15 protein-coding genes are annotated in these 22,062 nt (G+C 62.7%); all 15 read right to left on the reverse strand.

Annotated features, from left to right (window positions below; translation table 11 throughout):
- Positions 1 to 11 precede the first annotated feature (11 nt).
- Positions 12 to 2,123 carry a putative bifunctional diguanylate cyclase/phosphodiesterase gene (locus SNL23_RS31160; RefSeq protein WP_318304710.1) on the reverse strand — a complete coding sequence of 704 codons (2,112 nt, stop codon included), beginning with the start codon at positions 2,121 to 2,123 and terminating at the stop codon, positions 12 to 14.
- Between the two features lie 273 nt (positions 2,124 to 2,396).
- Complete coding sequence (locus SNL23_RS31165; protein WP_318304711.1) at positions 2,397 to 3,929, reverse strand: efflux transporter outer membrane subunit; 1,533 nt, start codon at positions 3,927 to 3,929, stop codon at positions 2,397 to 2,399.
- Positions 3,926 to 7,033 carry an efflux RND transporter permease subunit gene (locus tag SNL23_RS31170; RefSeq protein ID WP_318304712.1) on the reverse strand — a complete coding sequence of 1,036 codons (3,108 nt, stop codon included), beginning with the start codon at positions 7,031 to 7,033 and terminating at the stop codon, positions 3,926 to 3,928. The genes SNL23_RS31165 and SNL23_RS31170 overlap by 4 nt, the downstream gene beginning before the upstream one ends.
- Positions 7,030 to 10,131 carry an MdtB/MuxB family multidrug efflux RND transporter permease subunit gene (locus SNL23_RS31175; RefSeq protein WP_076013869.1) on the reverse strand — a complete coding sequence of 1,034 codons (3,102 nt, stop codon included), beginning with the start codon at positions 10,129 to 10,131 and terminating at the stop codon, positions 7,030 to 7,032. Before SNL23_RS31175 ends, SNL23_RS31170 begins: the two co-directional genes overlap by 4 nt.
- Complete coding sequence (locus SNL23_RS31180; protein WP_076013868.1) at positions 10,128 to 11,435, reverse strand: MdtA/MuxA family multidrug efflux RND transporter periplasmic adaptor subunit; 1,308 nt, start codon at positions 11,433 to 11,435, stop codon at positions 10,128 to 10,130. Before SNL23_RS31180 ends, SNL23_RS31175 begins: the two co-directional genes overlap by 4 nt.
- A 231-nt stretch (positions 11,436 to 11,666) precedes the next feature.
- Positions 11,667 to 12,167, reverse strand: coding sequence for a thiol peroxidase (gene tpx, locus SNL23_RS31185; protein ID WP_003207496.1), 501 nt, complete (start codon positions 12,165 to 12,167; stop codon positions 11,667 to 11,669).
- 108 nt (positions 12,168 to 12,275) lie between these two features.
- Positions 12,276 to 14,990, reverse strand: a complete 2,715-nt coding sequence (gene metC / locus SNL23_RS31190; protein ID WP_318304715.1) for a cystathionine beta-lyase — start codon at positions 14,988 to 14,990, stop codon at positions 12,276 to 12,278.
- A gap of 25 nt (positions 14,991 to 15,015) precedes the next feature.
- Positions 15,016 to 15,663 (reverse strand): glutathione S-transferase family protein, encoded by a 648-nt coding sequence (locus SNL23_RS31195; RefSeq protein ID WP_318304716.1) that lies wholly within the window; start codon positions 15,661 to 15,663, stop codon positions 15,016 to 15,018.
- A gap of 133 nt (positions 15,664 to 15,796) precedes the next feature.
- Positions 15,797 to 16,393 (reverse strand): cysteine dioxygenase, encoded by a 597-nt coding sequence (locus SNL23_RS31200; protein ID WP_076013865.1) that lies wholly within the window; start codon positions 16,391 to 16,393, stop codon positions 15,797 to 15,799.
- Between the two features lie 16 nt (positions 16,394 to 16,409).
- Positions 16,410 to 17,234, reverse strand: a complete 825-nt coding sequence (locus SNL23_RS31205) for an amino acid ABC transporter ATP-binding protein (RefSeq protein ID WP_076013864.1) — start codon at positions 17,232 to 17,234, stop codon at positions 16,410 to 16,412.
- Positions 17,221 to 17,913: an amino acid ABC transporter permease gene (locus SNL23_RS31210; protein WP_258346348.1), complete on the reverse strand. Its 693-nt coding sequence runs from the start codon at positions 17,911 to 17,913 to the stop codon at positions 17,221 to 17,223. The genes SNL23_RS31205 and SNL23_RS31210 overlap by 14 nt, the downstream gene beginning before the upstream one ends.
- Positions 17,903 to 18,637 carry an amino acid ABC transporter permease gene (locus SNL23_RS31215; protein WP_076013862.1) on the reverse strand — a complete coding sequence of 245 codons (735 nt, stop codon included), beginning with the start codon at positions 18,635 to 18,637 and terminating at the stop codon, positions 17,903 to 17,905. The genes SNL23_RS31210 and SNL23_RS31215 overlap by 11 nt, the downstream gene beginning before the upstream one ends.
- Positions 18,634 to 19,845, reverse strand: coding sequence for an aminotransferase class I/II-fold pyridoxal phosphate-dependent enzyme (locus SNL23_RS31220; protein WP_318304718.1), 1,212 nt, complete (start codon positions 19,843 to 19,845; stop codon positions 18,634 to 18,636). The genes SNL23_RS31215 and SNL23_RS31220 overlap by 4 nt, the downstream gene beginning before the upstream one ends.
- Entirely contained in the window at positions 19,842 to 21,263 is a 1,422-nt protein-coding gene (locus SNL23_RS31225) for an FAD-binding oxidoreductase (RefSeq protein ID WP_318304719.1), read from the reverse strand. The genes SNL23_RS31220 and SNL23_RS31225 overlap by 4 nt, the downstream gene beginning before the upstream one ends.
- The gene (locus SNL23_RS31230) at positions 21,256 to 22,062 is read right to left on the reverse strand and encodes a transporter substrate-binding domain-containing protein (RefSeq protein WP_076013859.1); all 807 of its coding nucleotides are present in this window, start codon (positions 22,060 to 22,062) and stop codon (positions 21,256 to 21,258) included. Before SNL23_RS31230 ends, SNL23_RS31225 begins: the two co-directional genes overlap by 8 nt.

Raw genomic sequence — 22,062 nt, forward strand, 5'->3', positions numbered from 1 at the left:
TACTGTCAGAATTAACAGGTCCGGCCGCCACTCAAGGCGTGGGTGTCGACCACTTCGGCGCCGGCTTTTTCAATGTCCATCATGAACTTGTCCGCCGGCAGCGGGTGGCCCAGCAGATAACCTTGCAGGGAATCGCAACCCAGGCGCGTCAGGAAACTCTGCTGTACATCGGTCTCCACCCCTTCGGCAACGATTCGCAGGCCCAAGGCCTGGCCGAGGGCGACGATGGCCGAGACGATGGCGGCGTCGTCGCTGTCGTGTTCCAGGTCGCGCACAAACCCGCGGTCGATTTTCAGCTCGTTGGCCGGCAGGCGCTTGAGGTACATCAGGCTCGAATAGCCGGTACCAAAGTCGTCGATGGACAGGTCGACGCCCATGTCCGAGAGCTTCTGCAACACCTTCATGCTCGCATCGGCATCGCTCATGGCGGTGGTCTCGGTGATTTCCAGGGTCAGGCTGTTGGCTGGCAACCGGTGGCGCTCCAGGGCATTGGCGACACTCTTGACCAGCCCGGCGTGGCAGAACTGCAAGGCGGACAGGTTCACGGCGATGCGCCAGTCGTGATAGCCCTGGGCGTACCACACCTGCATCTGGCGGCAGGCTTCATTGAGCACCCATTCGCCGATGGGGATGATCAGCCCGGTCTTTTCCGCCAGCTCGATAAACTTGTCCGGCAGCAGCAAGCCTTGTTGCGGGTGTTCCCAGCGCAACAGTGCTTCGGCGCCGACCGGGCGGCCGCTGATAGCGTCGAACTTGGGCTGGTAATACAGCTGGAACTGCTCATGCTCCACCGCGTTGCGCAAGTCCTGCAGCAGTTGCAGTTGTTTGCGTGCATTGGTGTTCATCGACACATCGAAAAAGCTGTAGCCGTTCTTGCCCATGCCCTTGGCGTGATACATCGCCGCGTCGGCGTTCATCAGCAGTTCCTGAGGCGTGGCGCCGTTGCCCGGGAACAGCGCAATGCCGATGCTCGCGGAGATTTTCAACTCGTGCTCGGCTACCCGGAAAGACTGGTTGATCAAGCCCACCTGGCGCTCGGCCAGGCGCAGCGCGTCGTCGGGCTGGGTCAACTGCACCAGCAAGACAAACTCGTCACCGCCGATGCGGGCCAAGGTGTCCTGGCTGCGCAAGTCTTCCCGCAGGCGCAGGCCGACCTCTTGCAACAACTGGTCGCCCATGTGGTGACCGAAGGCGTCGTTCACCGGTTTGAAACCGTCCAGGTCGATAAACATCAGCGCGAAGCAACCGCCCTCCTCGTTCACCCGCTGTATCGCCTGTTGAATCCGGTCGGCGAGCAAGGTGCGATTGGGCAAGCCGGTGAGCATGTCGTGCAGGGCCAGGTGGGTGAGTTCCTGGTTGGCCTGGGTCAGGGAGTCCGCCAACACGGCGGTACGGGCTTCCAGGCGGGCATCGGCCAGCGAGGTCAGCAGCGCAATGATCAGTACCGCCAGGGTGGTCACCAGCACCAGGTTATCCAGGCCCTTGCCGCTCAGGCCGGTCAAGGCTGCGCCGCAAAAACTGCCATCGGCGAAACGCGCGGCGGCCATGCCGGTGTAGTGCATGCCGACAATGGCCACGCCCATCACCATCGCCGCGCCACCCCGGGCCAGGCGCACATACGGCGTGTTGCGCCGCAGGTTGAAGGCGATCCACAACGCGGCCGCCGAGGCTCCGACGGCAATCAGCAAGGAGGCGGTGAACAGCGTAGGGTCATAGTCAATGCCGGGCGTCATGCGCATCGCGGCCATGCCGGTGTAATGCATCGCGCTGATGCCTGCGCCCATGATCAGCGCGCCAAATGCCAGTTGCCAGGCTGGCAAACGCGGCTGGCTCACCAGCCACAAGGCAAAGCCACTGGAAAGGACAGCGATCAGCAGTGACAGCAGCGTGATGCCGATGTCGTAGCCCAGGCTGATAGGCAGGCGAAAGGCGAGCATACCGATAAAGTGCATCGACCAGATGCCCACGCCCATTGCCAGCGCACCGCCGATAATCCACAGGTAGACGGCGCGGCCTTTGGCCGTGGCAATGCGCCCGGTCATGTCCAGCGCGGTATAGGACGCGAGGATCGCGACGAACAGGGAAATCAGGACCAGGGCGTGGGAATAACTACCGGTGAGCATGGGACTTCTCGTGACCAAATGGGCCAAACGGCATCCATGCCCGGGTGAAAAGTCGGGGATTGTAGCGAGAATAAATCTTGTACACCTGAAATATTATCGTATAGCCATCATTCACAATTTGACGCCAATCTACTGGCTCAAAAACACCGCTAAACCCTTGTGTGAACGGACTTGCTCGCGAAAGCGGTGGGTCAGTTCATACACAGTTGACTGACCCACCGCTTTCGCGAGCAAGCCCGCACACACAAGCCAGTACACCTGCAGGATCGTTGTTTATTTCTTGTCGCTCAGCTGCATCTGCCCATCCCAACCACCGCCCAGCGCGGCGATCAGTTGCACGCTGGCAACCAGCCGGGTTTGCAGCAGGGTCAGCACCGTGCGTTCGTTGCTCAGGGCCGTCGCTTGCACGGTGACCACATCAAGATAAGCGATCAGGCCGGCCTTGTACTGGTTCTGGGTCAGGCGCAGGGATTCCCGGGCAGCTTCGAGGGCCTCGTTACTGACGACCGCCTCGTCTTCCAGGACCTTGAGCTGGACCATGTAGTTTTCCACCTCGCGGAAACCATCGAGTACGGTCTGGCGATACTTGGCCACGGTTTCGTCGTAGGACGCTTCGGCGCGGTCGACTTCCGCCGAACGCTGGCCGCCGTCAAACAGGGTCATGGCCAGTTTCGGTCCCACCGACCAGAAGCGGTTCGGCAGGCTGATCCAGTCGGCGTAGGTGCTGCTGGAATAGCCGCCGGCCAGGCTCAGGGTCAGGTCCGGGTAGTACGCGGTCTTGGCCACGCCGATATTCGCGTTGGCCGCGATCACCGAGCGCTCAGCCTGGGAAATATCCGGGCGGCGTTCCAGCAGTTGCGACGGCAGGCTCACCGGAATCTGCGGCAGCGCCGGAATATCCTTGCTCACCGCCAGGTTGAAGTTGGCCGGCGGCACGCCGGTCAGTACGGCAATCGCGTTTTCCAGCTGCGCGCGCTGCCAGATCAGGTCGATCATGCTGGCCTGGGTGCTTTTCAGCTGGGTCTGGGCCTGGGCGATGGCGTCCTTGCCCGAGACACCGGCGCGGTACTGGTTCTGGGTCATTTGCAGGGAGCGCTGGTAGGTGTCCACCGTGGCTTGCAGCAAACGGGTCTGCTCGTCCATGACCCGCAGTTGCAGGTAATCCTGCACCAGTTCCGATTGCTGGCTCAGGCGCATTGCCGCGAGGTCCGCTGCGCTGGCTTCGGCGCTGGCTTCATTGGCTTCCAGGCCCCGGCGCAATTTGCCCCAGACATCCGCTTCCCAACTCACGCCCAACTGGGCGTTCAAGGTGTCGCGGATCCCGCTGCTGGAGCTGCTCAAGCTCGCGTTACTGCTTCCGGTGCCCTGGCTGGCGCGGGTTTTCCCGGCACTCAGGTCAACGGTCGGGAAGAACGCCCCACGGGCACTGCGCACCTGCGATGCCGCCTGGCGATAACGCGCCTCGGCCTGGGCCACGGTCTGGTTGGAGTTGTTGAGTTTTTCTACCAGTTCATTGAGTTGTTTGTCGCCATACAGCTCCCACCAGGCCCCTCGGGCCAACGAGTCGCTGGGCGCGGCCTGGCGCCAGCCCTGGGCTTCCTTGTACTGGGCCGGTTCGGTCAATTCGGGGCGTTTGTAATCCGGGCCCACGGCGCAGGCGCTGAGCATCAGCACGAGGCCCACTGCAGGAGCGAGCTTGCTCGCGAAAAGCCTGAGAACACCAGGTTCAGTCAGGATGCCAGCGTTATCGTTGATGCCCTTCGCGAGCAAGCTCGCGCCTACAGGGGAACGCGTTGAATCGGTCATAGCGCAGTGTCCAGGGCAGCATCGGTACGCACTCCGCGCCAGCCGTTGAAACGGTGGCGCAGGCGGTCGAGATAAAGGTAAACCACAGGCGTGGTGTATAGGGTCAGGATCTGGCTGAACACCAGCCCGCCGATAATCGTCAGGCCCAGGGGCTGGCGCATTTCCGCGCCTTCGGCACTGCTGAGCAGCAACGGCACGGCACCCAGAATCGCCGCCAGGGTGGTCATCAGGATCGGGCGCAGCCGCACAAGGCAGGCGGCGCGGATCGATTCCAGCGGGGTCATGCCGTCCTTGCGCTCCAGTTGCAGCGCAAGGTCGATCATCAGGATCGCGTTTTTCTTCACCACCCCGATCAGTAGGAACAGCCCCAGCAGCGAGATCAGGCTGAACTCGCCCCCCAGCAGGTAAATCGAGAGCAAGGCACCCACCCCGGCCGACGGCAAGGTCGACAGAATCGTCAGCGGGTGAATGTAGCTCTCGTACAGAATCCCCAGTACCAGGTACACCGCCACCAGCGCACCGAGGATCATGAACGGCTGGCCTTTCTGGGTGGCGGCAAAAGCATCGGCAGTACCGGCCATCTTCGCGATCACATCTTCGGGCAGGCCGACCTTGGCAATCGCCCGCTCGATGGCGGCAGTGCCCTGCTCCACCGTGACTCCGGGTGACATATCGAACGCAATATTTTCCGAGGCAAACTGGCCTTCATGGCTGACCCGGTCATCCGCCAGGCTGTTTTCATAGTGAGCGATCGCCGACAGCGGGACGCGCGCACCGGTGGAGGTGATCACCTGCACCTGATTCAGGGTGATCGGGTCCTGGGCGTACTTCGGATTGACCTCCATCACCACCTGATACTGGTTAAGGCTGTCGTAGATGGTGGAAATCTGCCGCTGGCTGTAGGCGTTGTTGAGCACAGCGGTGACCATGTCCATATCAATGCCCAGGCGCTTGGCCTGGTCGCGGTCGACAATCAACGTGACCTGGGCCGCGCCGCGCCCTTCACGGGCATCGATGGCGGTCAGTTCCGGCAGCTCACGCAGCGCGGCGACCACTTTCGGGTACCACAGACGCAGGGCCGCGAGGTCGCCGCTTTGCAGGATGTAGGAATACTGTGAGGTGGTCTGGTCGCGACCGCCACCAAATTGCAGGTCCTGGTCAGCCATCAGCATCAGGCGCCCGCCAGGCACCAGTGGCACGTTCTTGCGCATGCGCTCGATCACCGCCTGGGCGGAAATCTTGCGTTCGCTGATAGGCTTGAGCCGCACCAGCATCACCGCGTTGTTGGTGCCGCTGTTGCCGCCAATAAACCCCGCCACGCTCAATACGGCGGGATCCTGCAGGACCGCCTTGCGGAAGATTTCCATCTTCGGCTGCATCACGGTGAATGACAGCCCGTCATCGCCGCGCACAAAGCCGATCAGTTGCCCGGTGTCCTGCTGGGGCATGAAGGTTTTCGGCACCACCACATACAGCGCGACGTTGACACCAATGGTCACGAACAGGCTGAGCAGCGTCAGGCGTTTATGGCGCAATACCCAATCCAGGCTGCTGGCGTAGCCGGCAACCATGCGGTCGTTGATCTTCTGGCTCCAGCGCTGCAAGCCTGTCTCCTGGCCTTTTACATGCGGCTTGAGCCAGCGGGCGCAGAGCATCGGGGTCAGGGTCAGCGACACCACCAGCGAGACGATGATCGCCGCCGCCAGGGTGATGGAAAACTCGCGGAACAGGCTGGTGACGATCCCGCCCATAAACAGGATCGAGAGGAACACCGCCACCAGCGAGACGTTCATCGACAGCAAGGTGAACCCGACTTCCTGCGCACCGAGGTACGCCGCCTTCATCGGCGGCACGCCTTCGTCGATATGCCGGGAGATGTTCTCCAGCACCACGATGGCATCGTCCACCACCAGCCCGGTGGCGAGGATCAGCGCCATCAGCGACAGGTTGTTCAGGGAGAAGCCGAACAGGTACATCACCGCAAACGTGCCCACCAGCGACACCGGCACCGCCAGGGTGGGAATCAGCGAGGCACGGAAGTTACCGAGGAACAGGTACACAACCAGGATCACCAGGGCCACGGCAATCAGCAAAGTCATCTCGGCTTCGTGCAAGGTGGCGGTGATCACCGGCGAACGGTCCATGGCCAGGTTCAGCTTGACGCTGGACGGCAACACCGCCTGCAAGGCCGGCAGTTGCGCCTTGATCTGCTTCACGGTCTCGATGATGTTGGCACCGGACTGGCGGTTGATCACCAGCAGCACCGCCGAGTCGTTGTTGAAGAAGCCGCTGTTGTAGCGGTCCTCGACGCCGTCGCTGATCTTCGCCACATCCCCCAGGCGCAAGGCCGCGCCGTTCTGGTAGCGGATCAGCAGTGGTTCGTAGTCCTTGGCCTTTTCCAACTGGTCGTTGGCCTGGATCTGCCAGTTGCGCTGGCTGTCTTCCAGCGAACCCTTGGGCCGGCGCACGTTGGCATTGGCGATGGTATTGCGCACATCGTCCAGGGCCACGCCGTACTGGTCGAGGGCCTTGGGTTCAAGTTCGATCCGCACGGCAGGCAAGGAGCTGCCGCCGATCTGTACTTCACCCACCCCCGGCACCTGGGACAGGCTCTGGGACAGGATGGTCGAGGCCAGGTCATACAACTGGCCCTTGGGCAACACGTCCGACGTCAGCGACAGCACCATGATGGGCGCCTGGGACGGGTTGATCTTCTTGTAGGTGGGCATGCTGCGCATGCCGCTGGGCAGCAGGTTACGCGAGGCGTTGATGGCCGCCTGCACTTCCCGCGCTGCGCCGTTGATGTCACGATCGGAGTCGAACGCCAGAATCACCCGGGTCGAACCCTGGCTCGACGAGCTGCTCATGGTGGTAATGCCGGCAATCGCGCCGAAGGAGCGCTCCAGCGGCGTGGCCACCGTCGACGCCATCACCTCGGGGCTGGCCCCCGGCAAGCTGGCCGACACCACGATCACCGGAAAGTCGATCTGCGGCAATGGCGACACCGGCAGCAGGTTGAAGCTGACGCCGCCCAGCAGCATGATCGCCAGGCTCAGGAGCATGGTCGCTACCGGCCGGCGAATGAAAGGTCCGGACAGGTTCATGGCTCAACCGGCTCCAGGCGCACCGGTTCTTTGCGCCAGCGACGGCCGAGGCGGTCGAAATACAGGTAGATCACCGGGGTGGTAAACAGGGTCAACACCTGGCTCACCAGCAGCCCACCGACCATCACCAGGCCCAGGGGCTGGCGCAGCTCCGCACCGGAACCGGTGGCGAGCATCAACGGCACCGCACCGAACAGCGCCGCCAGGGTGGTCATCAGGATCGGCCGGAATCGCAACAGTGCCGCCTGGTAGATCGCGGTTTGCGGGTCCAGGCCCTGGTTGCGCTCAGCGTCGAGGGCGAAGTCGATCATCATGATCGCGTTCTTCTTCACGATGCCGATCAACAGGATGATGCCGATGATCGCGATCATCCCCAGGTCATTGCCACTGAGCAGCAAGGCCAGCAAGGCACCCACTGCTGCCGAGGGCAAGGTCGAGAGAATGGTGATCGGGTGGATGTAGCTCTCGTAGAGCACACCCAGCACGATGTACATGGTGACCACCGCCGCCAGGATCAGCAGCAAGGTACTCGACAGCGAAGCCTCGAACGCCTGGGCCGCACCCTGGAATTGAGTCTGCACGCCGACGGGCATGCCAATGTCTTTCTGCGTCTGGTTGATCAGCTCCACGCCCTTGCCCAGCGCAACGCCGGGGGCCAGGTTGAACGACATCATCACCGCCGGGAACTGGCCGATATGCGCAATTGCCAACTGGGCCTGGCGCTGTTCCACATGGGCCAGGCTCGACAGCCGCACCTGGCCGCCGTCGGTGGTTTTCACGTGGATCTGGTTCAGGGCGTCCGGGCCGAGGGTTTCACCGGATTGCGCCTGCAACACCACACGGTACTGGCTGGCCTGGGTGTAGATGGTGGAAATCTGTCGTTGGCCAAAGGCGTCGTACAGCGCATCCGTGATGGTCGACACCGACACACCAAGGCGCGACGCGGCGTCGCGGTCGATCACCAGGTACACCTGCAAGCCTTTGTCCTGCAGGTCGCTGGCGACGTCGGACAGTTCCGGCAACTGGCTGAGGGCGTGCACCAGCTTTTCGCTCCACAGCGCCAGCAACTCGGCGTCCGGTGAGGACATGCTGAACTGGTACTGGGTGCGGCTGACGCGGTCTTCAATGGTCAGGTCCTGCACCGGCTGCATGAACAGGCGTATACCCACCAGCTTGTCCAGTTGCGGTTGCAGGCGCGTGATGATCTGCGCCGCGCTGAGGTCCCGTTCGCCGTGGGGCTTGAGGTTGATCAGCAGGCGGCCGCTGTTGAGGGTGGCGTTATCGCCGTCCACCCCGATGTAGGACGACAGGCTCTCCACCGACGGGTCTTCGAGGATGATCTTCGCCAGTTCCTGCTGGCGCTGGCTCATGGCCGCAAAGGAGATCGACTGCGGCGCTTCGGAAATGCCCTGGATCACCCCGGTGTCCTGCACCGGGAAGAAGCCCTTGGGCACCACCAGGTACAGCACCACAGTCAGGCCCAACGTGGCGATGGCCACCAGCAGGGTCAGCGGCTGGTGTTTGAGCACCCACTGCAATTTGCGCCCGTAGGCTTCGATCAGCCAGTCGATCCAGGCGCCGCTTGCCTTGTAGAAACGGCCTTGCTCTTCTTCCTTGGGTTCGCGCTTGAGCAAACGCGCGCACATCATCGGCGTCAGGGTCAGGGACACCACCAGGGAAATCAGGATCGCCACCGCCAGGGTGATGGCGAACTCACGGAACAAGCGCCCTACCACGTCGGCCATGAACAGCAACGGGATCAATACGGCGATCAGCGACAGGGTCAGGGAAATCAGGGTGAAACCGATCTGCTTGGCGCCCTTGAGCGCGGCCGCCATGGGCGTCTCGCCTTCCTCGATATAGCGGGAAATGTTCTCCAGCATCACGATGGCGTCGTCCACCACAAAACCGGTGGCGATGGTCAGGGCCATCAGCGTCAGGTTATTGATGGAGAAGCCGGCGAGGTACATCACGCCAAAGGTGCCCACCAGTGACAGTGGCACGGCGATGGACGGAATGATGGTGGCGCTGAAACGGCGCAGGAACAGGAACGTCACCATCACCACCAGGGCAATGGCGATCAGCAATTCGTGTTGTACGTCACGGACCGAGGCACGGATGGTTTGGGTCCGGTCAGTGAGCACCGTCACGTCGAGGCCGGCCGGCAGGTTGTCGGTGATGCTCGGCAACAATGCCTTGATCCGGTCCACCACTTCGATGACGTTGGCCCCGGGCTGGCGCTGGATATTCAGCAAGACCGCCTGGTTTTCATTGGCCCAGGCCGCGAGGCGCTCGTTCTCGGCGCCGTCGACAATCTGCGCCACGTCCTTGAGCCGCAACGGCGCGCCGTTGTTGTAGGCAAGGATCAGCTCGGCGTATTCCTTGGGCGAGACCAACTGGTCGTTGGCGTCGAGCATCGACACCCGCGTTGGGCCGTCGAAGTTGCCCTTGGGCTGGTTGACGTTGGATGCCGCGATCAGTGTGCGCACGTCCGACAGGTTCAGGCCGTTGGCCGCCAGGGCTTCCGGGTTGACCTTGATCCGCACTGCCTGGCGCTGGCCACCGGCGATGCTGACCATGCCGACGCCGCTGATCTGCGCAATTTTCTGCGCCATGCGCGTGTCGACCAGGTCATTGAGCTTGGGCAGCAACATGGTCTTTGAGGTGATGGCCAGGGTCAGCACCGGGGTGTCCGCCGGGTTGACCTTGTTGTACACCGGCGGTGCCGGCAGGTCCTTGGGCAGCAGGTTGGTGGCGGCGTTGATCGCGGCTTGCACCTGTTGCTCGGCGACATCCATGTTGATGTCGAGGTTGAAGCGCAAGGTCAGCACCGAGGCGCCGCCGGAGCTGGTGGACGCCATCTGGGTCAGGCCGGGCATTTGCCCGAACTGACGCTCCAGGGGCGCCGTCACCGCGCTGGTCATCACGTCCGGGCTGGCGCCGGGGTACAGCGTCATCACCCGGATGGTCGGGTAATCCACCTGGGGCAAGGCCGAGACCGGCAACAGGCGATAAGCGATCGCACCGGCCAGAACAATGGCCAGCATGCTCAGGGTAGTGGCTACCGGGCGAAGGATGAATAGCCGCGAGAGGTTCATGCGCCGCCCTTTTGCGCCTTGCCGGCATCAGCCGGGCCTTGTTGCGTCTTGGCTGCCGGCTGGCCCTGGAGGTGTTCGGTCGGCGTGGTCGGCACGTCGCTGCTGTCGTTGACCACTTCGATGTCGCTGCCGTCCTTCAGGCGGTCGGTGCCCTCCAGTACGACGCGATCGCCGGCGGCCAGGCCTTGCTTGATCACGGTGTTGTCGCCGTCGGAATCACCGATCACCAGTGGACGTACCTTGACCTTCTTGTCGCCATCGAGCACGTAGACAAAGGTGCCGGTGTTGCCGAACTGAATCGCTGCCGACGGCGCCAGCACCACGTTATGCAGGGTGTCGGCCAGCAGGTGCACATTCACGAACTGGTTGGGGAACAGCGCCTGGTCCTTGTTATCGAACCGCGCCTTGAATTTGAGGGTACCGGTGGTGACGTCGATCTGGTTGTCCAGGCTCTGCAACACGCCGCTGGCTTTCAGCGCCACATCGCCACGGTCCCAGGCTTCTACCGGCAGCTTGTTGCCGGCGTGATAGCGCGCCAGCACGGTCTCCAGGGTGTTTTCCGGCAGCGTGAAGGCCACGCTGATGGGTTGGGTCTGGGTAATCACTGCCAGGAAGGTGGTGTCGTTGGCGGCGACAAGGTTACCCACGTCTACCTGACGCAGGCCGACACGCCCGGTAATCGGGGCGCGGATCTTGGTGAATTCGAGGTTGAGCTTGGCGTCGTCCACCGCGCCCTGGTTGGTCTTGACCGTACCCTGATACTGCAACACCAGCGCTTCGGCGGTGTCCAGGGTTTGCTTGGCGATACTGTCTTGCGCATACAGGTCGCGATAACGCTGCACGTCGACCTGGGCATTTTTCAACTGGGCCTGGTTCTGCAGCAACGTGCCCTGGGCCTGAAGCAAGGCATTCTGGTAACTGCGCGGGTCGATTTCCGCCAGCAAGTCACCGGCCTTGACCATCTGCCCTTCTTCAAAGGCGATCTTGACCAGCTCTCCCCCTACCCGGCTGCGCACATTGATGGTGTTCAATGCCGTGACCGTGCCCAGTGCCTTGTAGTACACCGGGAACTCCCCCTGCACCGCAGGCGCCACACGCACCGGCACCGGGCCAGTAGAACCCCCAAAGCCCGGGCGCATCATGCCCGACTTGCCGGCATGCCCGGCAGGCTTCTTCTCGGCGCTGTCTTTGTGGCTGCCGGGCCAGAACTTCCAGCACAAGCCGGCAATGACCAGCAGCACGAGCAGGCCGAACAGCCAGCGGCGGGAGTGACGAGGGGTGGATTGCATGGAGTGATCAACCATTGGGTGCGAGAGCTTCTTCTTCGGGAGGCTGAAAGATAAGCACTGGGGCGCGTTAAGAAAAGCGCCTTTACCGGCTATTTACCTTGGACTTACAACTTTTAACTTCTTTGCTTAGTCCATTGGCTATCCGGCTAAGCGTCTGAAGCACAAATAAAAACGGCCTGGACTAGGCCAGGCCGCAATACTGCATCATACGTGTTACTGCAAAACGACAGTCACGCGTAGTTACAGTTACTTCAAAACAGCCAGGGCTGCTTCGTAGTTTGGCTCTTGGCCGATTTCGCTGACCAGTTCGCTGTGCAGCACGTTGTCGTTCTCGTCCAGCACTACGACCGCGCGGGCGGTCAGGCCTTTGAGCGGGCCATCAGCAATCGCAACACCGTAGTCGACAGCGAATGCAGCCTCGCGGAAGTCCGACAGGTTCTTCACGTTTTCCAGGCCTTCGGCACCGCAGAAACGCGCCTGGGCGAATGGCAGGTCAGTGGAGATGCACAACACCACGGTGTTGTTCACGTCGTTGACCTGGGCGTTGAACTTGCGAACCGAAGTGGCGCAGGTCGGGGTATCAACGCTTGGGAAGATGTTCAGCACTTTGCGCTTGCCGGCAAAGGTCGCCAGGGTCGCGTCGGACAGATCGCCAGCAGTCAGGGTGAAGTCTGGCGCCTTGGCGCCGACTTTCGGCAAATCGCCTTCGACCTGGACAGGGTTGCCTCGGAGGGTAACTTGAGCCATGAACGGAATCCTTCTAGTGGTGGTAGTGAAACGAATTTCAGGTGCCGAAGTTAAACACAAAGTTCGATGGGCACCTATGGTCGGACGCAAATTGTCATGGTGCGAGGCTCAACGCCCCGCTGCCACGAACCCGCGCTGCAGATCCTCGATCAACGCCTCCACATCCTCCAGCCCCACGTGCAGGCGCACCACCGGGTTCAAGCCACGGTCGGCAGCGCTCTGGCGATCTTGCGTGTCGGCCAGGATCACCAGGCTTTCATAGCCGCCCCAGGATGCGCCCAGGCCAAACAGCTGCAGGCCGTCGATAAAACGCTCCACATAGCCTGCATCGGCATTATTGAGTTCGAACGAAAGCAGGCCATTGCTGCCGCTGAAATCACGCTTCCACAGCGCATGCCCTGGATGCTCGGGCAAGGCCGGATGAAACACCCGCTTGACCTGCGGCTGCACCTGCAACCATTGGGCAATCGCCAGCGCCTGGCGCTCGTGCACGTCCAGCCGGGAAGCCAGGGTGCGTGCGCCACGCAGGATCAGGTAGGCATCGTCGGCGCTCACCGCATTGCCAAAGGTATCGCTGATTTTCGCCAGGGCTGGCCATGCGGCTTCGGTAGTACAGACGCTGCCCATCATCACGTCGCTGTGGCCGCCGAGGTATTTGGTCAGGGCCATGATGGAGATATCGGCGCCCAACGCCAGCGGACGGTACAGGTAGGCTGCGCCCCAGGTGTTGTCCACCGCCAGCAAGATTCCGCGCGGCTTGCACAGTGCGGCTATCGCGGGCAGGTCGCACAGTTCATACAACAGCGAACCGGGGACTTCTGCGTAGACCATTTTGGTGTTGGCTTGCAGTTGCGCTTCCAGGCCGCTGCCGTCCGGGCTGAAGTAGCTGACTTCGATGCCGAATGGCTGGAGGAACTCGCTGGCCAGCTTGCGCACCGGCGAATACACGGCGTCGGTGATCAACACATGGTCGCCGGGCCGCAGGTAGGCCAGCAACGTCTGCGCCGCTGCGGCGAGACCCGTGCCATATAAGCGGGTGCGGTAGCCGCCTTCCAGTTCCGTGACCAGATCTTCCAGCGCAAACGCAGTGGGATTGCCACGTGCGCCGTAGCTCAGGACCCGCTCGCTGTCGCGTCGGGAGCGGGCGTCACGCATCTGGGCCAGGTTGTCGAACAGCACAGTGCTCAGGCGGGTGATCGGTATGTTGACCGACCGACCACCGTTGCCCCCTTCAGTACGCGCGGCATGAATCAACCGGGTACGCACGCGTGACGCGGGCAACAAGGGTTTGAGACTGGCGATTTCCGCTTCGCTCATTTGTGCCAGCAGGCCGATTTCCCAGGCCAGATACTGGCGGGCGGCGTCCTTGTTGCCGCTGTGGCGGTCGTGGGTAAAGAACAAAAAGTCGATGCATTGATCGTCGGGTGGTGTCTGCGCGTCCTCGATCACCGGCAAACCTGCCGCCACCCATGCGGCATAGCCGCCGTCGAGCAAGCGCACATCGTCGCCCAACTCCAGCGCAGCAAAAGCTGCCAGCGCCGGATCTTCCGCCACCAGCACCAACAGACGCGCACCGGCGGTCAACCGCGAACGAATCGACCAGCGCGAACCGGCAATCCGGCCCTTGCGATGGGTCATGCTCGGGCGCAGGTCCACCAGGTCAACGGTGCCATCCTTCAATGCGTCAGCCAGCCCCTGCACCGATATCACCGGCAGCGCTTCAAAGGGGACAGCCCCCTTTACCTCCAGCGCCAATCCACTGTGGATTCCACCCTCCAGCACATACGCCTCATGCCCCAACTGGCGCAGCCAACTGGCGACAATCGGCGCACGCACGCCGTCGCTGTCCAGCAGCACCACCCGCGCCTGACGCACGCCGATGTACAGGTCGGTGGACTGGATCAACTGCCCGCCCGGCGCATGTTGCGCCCCTGGCAAACTGCCGGCGGCAAACTCTTCAGCGGTGCGCACATCACACAGGAACAGGCTGCGGGCCGGGTCCGCTGCCCATTGGCGAACCTGCTCCGCCTTGACACTGACCACCCCTGCCCGCTCCGCCAATTGCCGGGCGGCTTGGCGCTGCTGCACCAGATCAGTAGAGACTTGATCGGCATAACGGCGGGTGCTGCCATGCTCCAGTTTGAAATCCGCCAGGTACCAACCCTGGGTACCGTTTTCCAATGCATAAACCGGGTTCTTCACGCCGAGGTTGATCAACGTCTGGGCGCCGATAATGCTGCGGGTACGGCCGGCGCAATTGACCACGATCGGCGTCGTCTCATCCGGCACCAGGTCGTGCACGCGGTAACCCAGCTCACCGTTAGGGCAGCAGATGGAGCCAGGAATGGTCATCTTGCGGTACTCATCAAACGGCCTGCCGTCCAGCACCACCAGCGGCTCGCCCTTGGCCTGCCACTCCGCCAGTTGCTGCGCGGTGACGTGGGGCGTGTGGCTGGCTTCTTCCACCAACTCGCCAAAAGCCTTTGACGGTACATGCACCCCGGCAAACAGCTGCAGGCCGGCAGCCAGCCAACCGTCAGCACCCCCTTCCAGTACATGCACATGCCGGTAGCCCAACGCCTGCAAGCGCAGCGCCGTGCGCGCAGCCACATCGCCGCCGTCCTGGTCGTAAATCACCAGGCGCACCTGAGGGTTGGGCGCCAGGCGCTGCACCTCCAGTTCCAGGCGGCTATAGGGCAGGTTCACCCCGTGAAACAGATGGGCCTCGCCGTATTGGCCGTGCTCGCGTACGTCGAACAGGGCGATTTCCTGGCCGTCGAACAGCCATTGTTGCAATTGCCCGGGTGTGATGGTCTGGCTCATGGAAGTCCCGCAAAAAAAAGATGAGTTACTGCAAGGCCAGCGAACGCTCGCCGGCGGCGACTTCGCGTCCCTTGGCGTAGGCCCGCTGGACCGCCGGGCGCGCCTTGATGCGCAAACGCCAGGCCTGGATGTTCGGGTAGTCGGCCAGGTCCTGGCCTTGGCGCAGGGGCTGGATCCACGGGAAGATCGCCATGTCGGCCACCGAGTATTCACCCGCTACATACGGAACCTCGTCCAAGCGCTGCTCCAGCACCCGATACAGGCGCGTGGCTTCGGCGTTAAGCAGGTCGAGGGCGAAGGGAATCGGCTCCGGGGCCTTCTCCTTGAACAGCTGCAACTGGCTCAGGTACGGGGTGATATGCCCCACCTGCCAGAACAGCCATTCCTGGACCTTCTGGCGCTCGGCGGTGCCAGCGGGCGGCAGGAAACGCCCGGCCTTGTCCGCCAGGTAGTTCAGGATCGCCCCGGACTCGAACAGGCTCAGGGGTGCTTCAAGGCTGTGGTCGACAATCGCCGGAATCCGCCCATTCGCACTGATGCGCTGGAAGCTTTCCTGCTTCTGCGCGCCTTCGCGGATGTTGACCGGAATCAGACGGTACTCCGCCTCCAGCTCTTCCAGCAGGATGCCGACTTTCAGGCCATTGCCGGTGGGCCAGTAATACAGATCAATCATAAAAAACCCTGGATGAACGCGGATCTAATTGTGGGCGGGCTTGCTCGCGAATGCGGTGGGTCAGAAACGCTTCCATTGACTGAAAAACCGCATTCGCGAGCAAGCCCGCTCCCACATTTGATGTGTGTTGTGCTCAGGAATAGGCCCGGATTGAAGGCGCCATCTGCGAGGCGTTGTAGTTGAGAATCCGGCCGTCGGCCTCAACGCCATAACGGCCGTTGAGGGACTCCAGCGGCAAGCCGTACAGGTGGAAGTGCAAGGTCGCCTGCTCACCTTCAACACGAATCCCGTGCAGGTCTTCACCGAGGAACGAGATGGAAGTGCCCGGTTGCACAATGACTTCTTTCTCAAGGGTCAGGGTGGTGAAGCCTGCATCCCGCCCTTCATCGTTGCGGCCATACACGTAGTTGATTTCCTGGCCTTCGACGGCACTGATGATCGCCCAGGTTTCGTGGTTGTGAGGGAGGGTGCTTTTGCCCGGCAGCAGCGAATTCAGGTACAGGGTCGGCGTGTCGCCATCGTCATTCAGGCGATAGCGGAAAGCAGTGCTGCCCTGCCCCGGCACTGGCGCGGGGAATTCGCTGAAGTTGAACAGGTCCCGGCGCTCGGCCAGGGTTTCCAGCAGCCCGACAATTTCCACCAGGGCCGCGCGGTCTACGCCACGCTGGTTGATGACACGGATCTGCTGCAGGAAGTCTTCGATAACGGCGGCACGGTTTGCGGTACTCATGACGAGGTTCCTCTTATTAGACAGACAGGGTGTAGCGGCTCAGGTTGGTCAACAGGTACGGATCGTTGGCGATCGGTGGCCGACGGCCGGGATCGCCCAATGCATGGCGCAGGAATTCCTGGGTGCGGTCACTGGTGGGGTGCTGGAAGATCTGTTCAGCGCTGCCGTGCTCGACGATCACGCCGTTTTCGGTGAAGTAGACGATGTCGCTGATCTCTTCGGCGAAGCGCATTTCATGGGTCACCAGCACGCAGGTCATGCCCTCTTCGGTCAGCTCGCGAATCACCGTCAGCACCTCACCGACAGTTTCCGGGTCCAGCGCCGAGGTCACTTCATCGAACAGAATCAGTTCCGGGCGCATCGCCAACGCCCGGGCAATCGCCACCCGCTGCTGCTGGCCGCCGGACAATTGGCCGGGATAGGCATCCGCCTTGTGCTCCATGCGCACTTTGGCCAACAGCGCCCGCGCGTCCTTCTCGGCATCGGCGCGGTTACGACCGAGCACCTTACGCGGGGCGATCACCAGGTTTTCCAGCACGGACAGATGCGGGAACAGGTTGTATTGCTGGAACACAAACCCGACGCGTTTGCGCAACTCGATGCGCTGGGCTTCCTGGGTCAGCGTATCGACCCGGGTTTCGCCGACGCGAATGGTGCCGCGCTGGGGCTGCAACAGCCCGGTGATGCAACGCAGGATGGTCGACTTGCCCGAGCCCGACGGGCCGATGATCGACACCGCCTGGCCGCGATGCACGTCGAGGTCGATGCCCTTGAGCACCCGGTTGTCACCGAACGACAGCTGCAAGTCCCGCAGGCTGACCAGGGGTTCAATAGAAGGCATAACGGCGCTCCAGGCGTTGGGTCAAACGGGAAATCGGGTAGCAATAGGCAAAGAACAGCACCAGCAAACTCAGGTAGATCACCACGGTAAAGCCGGTCATGTTCACGGTGTTGCTGGCAATCTGCGCGGTATCGATCACGTCGTGCACGCCCACCAGCGACGCCAGGGCGGTGCCCATGGTGACCACCGCGTAGAGGTTCATCCACGGCGGCAACATGCGCTTGAAGCACTGGGGCAGGATGATCGAACGGAAGATCTGGCCACGGGTGAATGCCAGCGACCGCGCGGCTTCCCACTGGGTGCTGGGGATCGAGCCGATGGCGCCGCGAAAGATCTCCGCCACGTTGGCGCTGGCCGGCAACGCCAGGCCGATGGTCACCTTGACCCAGTCCGGGAACGATACATAGCTGCTGCCAATATGGATCTCGAACGGAAACACGTAGGTGGTGAAATAGATCAGCACCAGCCACGGCGCATTGCGGAAAATCTGCACCCAGACGCGTGCCGGCAAGCGCAGCAGGCGCAATGGCGACAGGGCCAGCGCGCCCACTATCAGGCCCAGCAGCGAACCGAGACCAATCGCCACCAGGCTGATCAGGATGTTCTGGCCGAAACCGCTGACCAGTGCTGGCGACCATTGCAGCAACGCCGACAGCACCGGGAATGAATCAATGGCCATAACCGGGCATCCTCAGGCGCGCTTCCAGCCAGCGCCCCACACAATTGACGGTAAAACTCAGCAAGCCGAAAAAGCTCAGGATCAGAATCATCAGCTCCAGCACGTTGTCGCTCTGGGTCCAGATCATGATGGAGGCGTAGGTGATATCGCCCACGGCGATGGCCGAGGCCACGGCGGTCATTTTCACCAGGTCGATCAGGTTGTTGATCAGCGACGGCAACGCGAAGCGCAGGGCCAACGGCAACTGCACATTCCACAGCAGTTGCCGGCTGCTGAAGGCCAGGGAGCTGGCGGCTTCCAGGGTCACGGAAGGTACCGCCTCGATGCCGGCGCGCAGGGCTTCGGCGTGGAACGCGCCCTTGTGCAGCGAGATCACGATCACCACCCAGGCAAACGGCGTCAGCGGGTTCGCCGCGCCGACAGCCTGGGTCAGCAGCATGTTCAACACCAGGAACGCGCAGTACAGTTGAACCAGCGTAGGCGTGTTGCGGGTCACTTCGATAAACACCCGCGCCGGCTTGGCCAGCCACGGATTGCCCGAAGTCAGCAGCGCCGCGAGGCTGATCCCCGCCAGTAGGCTGCCGACGATGGTGAACAGGCACAACAGCACGGTGGTCAGCGCGCCCTGCTCCAGGGTGCCGCGCTGATAGGCATCCAGCAGGAAGCTGTAGTTGAGGCCGATACCGGCGGCCCAATGCACAAAAATCTCCAGCCAATGACTCATTCGGCGCCCCGCAGCTTGCCGCAGGCGGCAGCGATACGGCGACCGGCTTCGGCCACGCTGTCGGTCGCCGTAGCAATGGACAGGCGAAACCACGGCGACAGGCCGTAGGCGCTGCCGGCTACACCGGCCACGCCCTCCTCCAGCAAGTAGGCGACGACATCGCCGTCGTCGTTCAGCCGCTGACCGTCCGGGCGATAGCGGCCAAGTAAACCAGCGCAGCGCACAAACACGAAAAAACCACCCTGGGGCTCGAGCACCTCCAGGCCATCGACGGTGCCGAGGGCCATCATCAGCAGGTCCCGGCGCAGTTGATAGGCTGCCACCTGCTCGGAGAGGAAACCCAGCCCGCCGGTGAATGCGGCCAACGCAGCGGCTTGACCGACGGAAGAAGCGCCGGAGGTGGATTGCGATTGCACCACCGCCATGGCATTGGTCAGGGTCTGCGGCCCGGCGCCGAACCCGATGCGCCAGCCGGTCATGGCGTAGGTCTTGGACACGCCGCCCACCAGCAGGCAACGGTCCTGCAGATCCGGCGCGAGGTTGAGCAAGCTCTGGGCCGGGCGACCGTCGAAACGAATGTGCTCGTAGAGTTCATCCAGCAGCACCATCACCTGGGGATGGCGACGCAGCACCTCGGCCAGCGCCTTTAGTTCAGCCTCGCTATACACCGCACCGCTCGGGTTGCCCGGACCATTAAGGATCAGCCAGCGGGTGCGTTCATTGATGTGCTGTTCCAGTTGGGCCGGCAGCAGCTTGCAACCCTGCTCCAGGCCGCACTCGATAAACACCGGCTCGCCACCGTTGAACCGTACGCTGTCAGGGAAGGACGGCCAGTACGGCGTCGGCACCAGCACTTGATCGCCGTCGTCGAGGGTGGCAGCGAAGGCGTTGAAGATGATCTGTTTCGCGCCGTTCGCGATCACGATATTCGGCAGCGAATAGTCCAGGTGGTTTTCTTCGGCCAGCTTGCGTTGCACCGCAACGCGCAAGGCCTTTACGCCAGGTGTCGGGGTGTATTTGGTAGCGCCTGCGGCGATAGCGGCGTAGGCCGCTTGCTTGATGTGGTCGGGCGTGTCGAAGTCCGGCTCGCCGGTGGTCAGGTCCAGAATGTCGCGGCCGGCATCACGCAGTTCCGTGGCGCGGGACTTGGCCGCCGCGTTGGCCGACAGCGACACCCGCTGCACCCGCTTGGACAGGCGAATCGTCATGGCAGCACCTCCAGGACTTTGCCGGGGTTGAGCAGGTTTTTCGGGTCGAGGGCACGCTTGATGCGGCGCATCAGGTCCAGCTCCACCGGGCTTTTATAGCGGCCCAGCATGCCGACCTTGCGCTGGCCGATTCCGTGCTCGGCACTGATGGAACCGCCGTGGGCGTGGGCACTGTCGTGTACCAGCAAGCTCAGTTCGGCGTAGTTGCGCATGTGCTCGTCCACCGTGGAACCCAGCGGATGGGCGACGTTGTAATGCAGATTACCGTCCCCCAGGTGCCCGAACGTAAAGTTGCGAACGCCGGGGAAATGCGCCTGCAACAACGCATCGGTATGGGCCACGAAGGCGACGATTTGCGAGATCGGCACCGAGATGTCGTGCTTCATATTGCGCCCGGCGCGCTTCTGCGCCTCGCTCATGTTCTCCCGCAGCAGCCACAGGGCTTCGCTCTGCGCCAGGCTCTCGGCGATCAGTGCGTCGGCCAGCAATGACTGCTCGAAGGCTTCACCGAGGACGTTTTCGAAGGCTTCGCGGGCGTGGGTTTCGCCGTGGTTATCCGAGAGTTCCAGCAAAGCGAACCAGGGTTGGCTGGCCTTGAGGAACGGTTGCGGGCCTTCGGGAAACTGCTCGCGCAACAACGCCAGGCAATCGGCGCCAAGTAACTCGAATGCCGTGAGATTTGCGCCAAAACCGGCGCGGGCATGGGACAGAAAAGCGACGGCCTGAGCCAACTCATCAAACGCCAGCAACGCGGTGGCCTGGGCCTTGGGCAGCGGGAACAGCTTCAGGGTCGCGGCGGTGATAATGCCGAGGGTGCCTTCACTGCCCACGTACAAATCCCGCAGGTCGTAGCCGGTGTTGTCCTTGCGCAAACCCCGCAGGCCGTTCCAGATTTCGCCTTCGGCAGTGACCACTTCCAGGCCCAGGGTCAGCTCGCGGGTGTTGCCATAGCGCAGCACCGCCGTGCCGCCGGCATTGGTGCCGAGGTTGCCGCCAATGGTGCAACTGCCTTCGGCACCGAGGCTCAGCGGAAACAGGCGATCGGCCTCCCGGGCCACGTCCTGGATGTTTTGCAGGATGCAGCCGGCTTCGACGGTCAGGGTGTCGTTGTCGGTATCGATCACGCGCACCCGGTTCATCCGGTCAAGCAACAGCAGCACCGCACGGCCACTGGCGTCCGGCGTCGCGCCTGCCATCAGCCCGGTATTGCCACCCTGGACCACGATGGGCGCCTCCAGGGCCACACAGGCGCGCACCACGGCGGCGACTTCCTCGGTGTTGGCCGGGTGTACCACGGCGATCACCTGGCCGGTGTAACGGCCCTGTTTGTCGGTGAGGTACTGGGGGGCGTCTTCACTGCGCTGCACATGGGCGGCGCCGAGCAATTGCTGCAGGGTGGCGAAGAGCGGTTCACTCATGGCTGTACTGCTCGTGCAGATCACGCAGGGCCTGCGACGGGGCCATGCCGGTGCGTTCGCCGAGGGCGATCAACCAGCCGCTGCGATGCCAGTCCCGCACGATGGCGTCGAGCTTGGCCTGGGTGTCGTGCTCGCCTTTGCGGATCCAGATCACGGATTTGGACGGGATCAAATCCCCCGGCAACGGGATCTCGTAGCCGGACCATTCGGCATCTTCCAGCAGCGCATGCATGGTCGGGCTGACGTGCACCGCCGCCACGCAGCCATTGCCGCGCAACGACAGCAGGGATTCGGACTGGCTGCGGAACGCCTTGATCTGCGCGCCGTAGGTTTCCTGCAACGGTTTGATGAAGTTGCTGCCCTGGGACACGCACACTGGCTTGTCCTTGAGGTCGGCCCACTGGGTGATCCCGGCACCTTTGCGGATCAACGCCGCGCCGCCGACTTCTTCATAGGGCGTGGGCACGTAGTCGAGAATCTCGGCGCGCTCGTCGGTGTACTGCATGTTGGCGATCAGCACATCGACCTTGCCTTGTTGCAGGAACTGCACGCGGTTGGGCGCCAGTACCGAGACGGTCCTGGTCTCAACGCCCAGCGCCTGGCCGAGGCCCTTGGCCAGCTCGACGTTGTAGCCCAGGTGTTCGCCGGTCTTGGGGTCGAGGGTGCCAAACGGCGGGCCGCTGAGGATCACGCCGACGCTGATGGCGTGGCGTTGCTCGATCTTGTCGAGGGTGGCGTCGGCGTGGGCCAGGCTTGCGCACAGTGCCAGGCCCAAGGCAGTCAGGGTTTTCAATGTCAT

This window comes from Pseudomonas sp. SED1, from assembly GCF_034044025.1.
In the GTDB taxonomy this organism is placed as follows: Bacteria; Pseudomonadota; Gammaproteobacteria; order Pseudomonadales; family Pseudomonadaceae; genus Aquipseudomonas.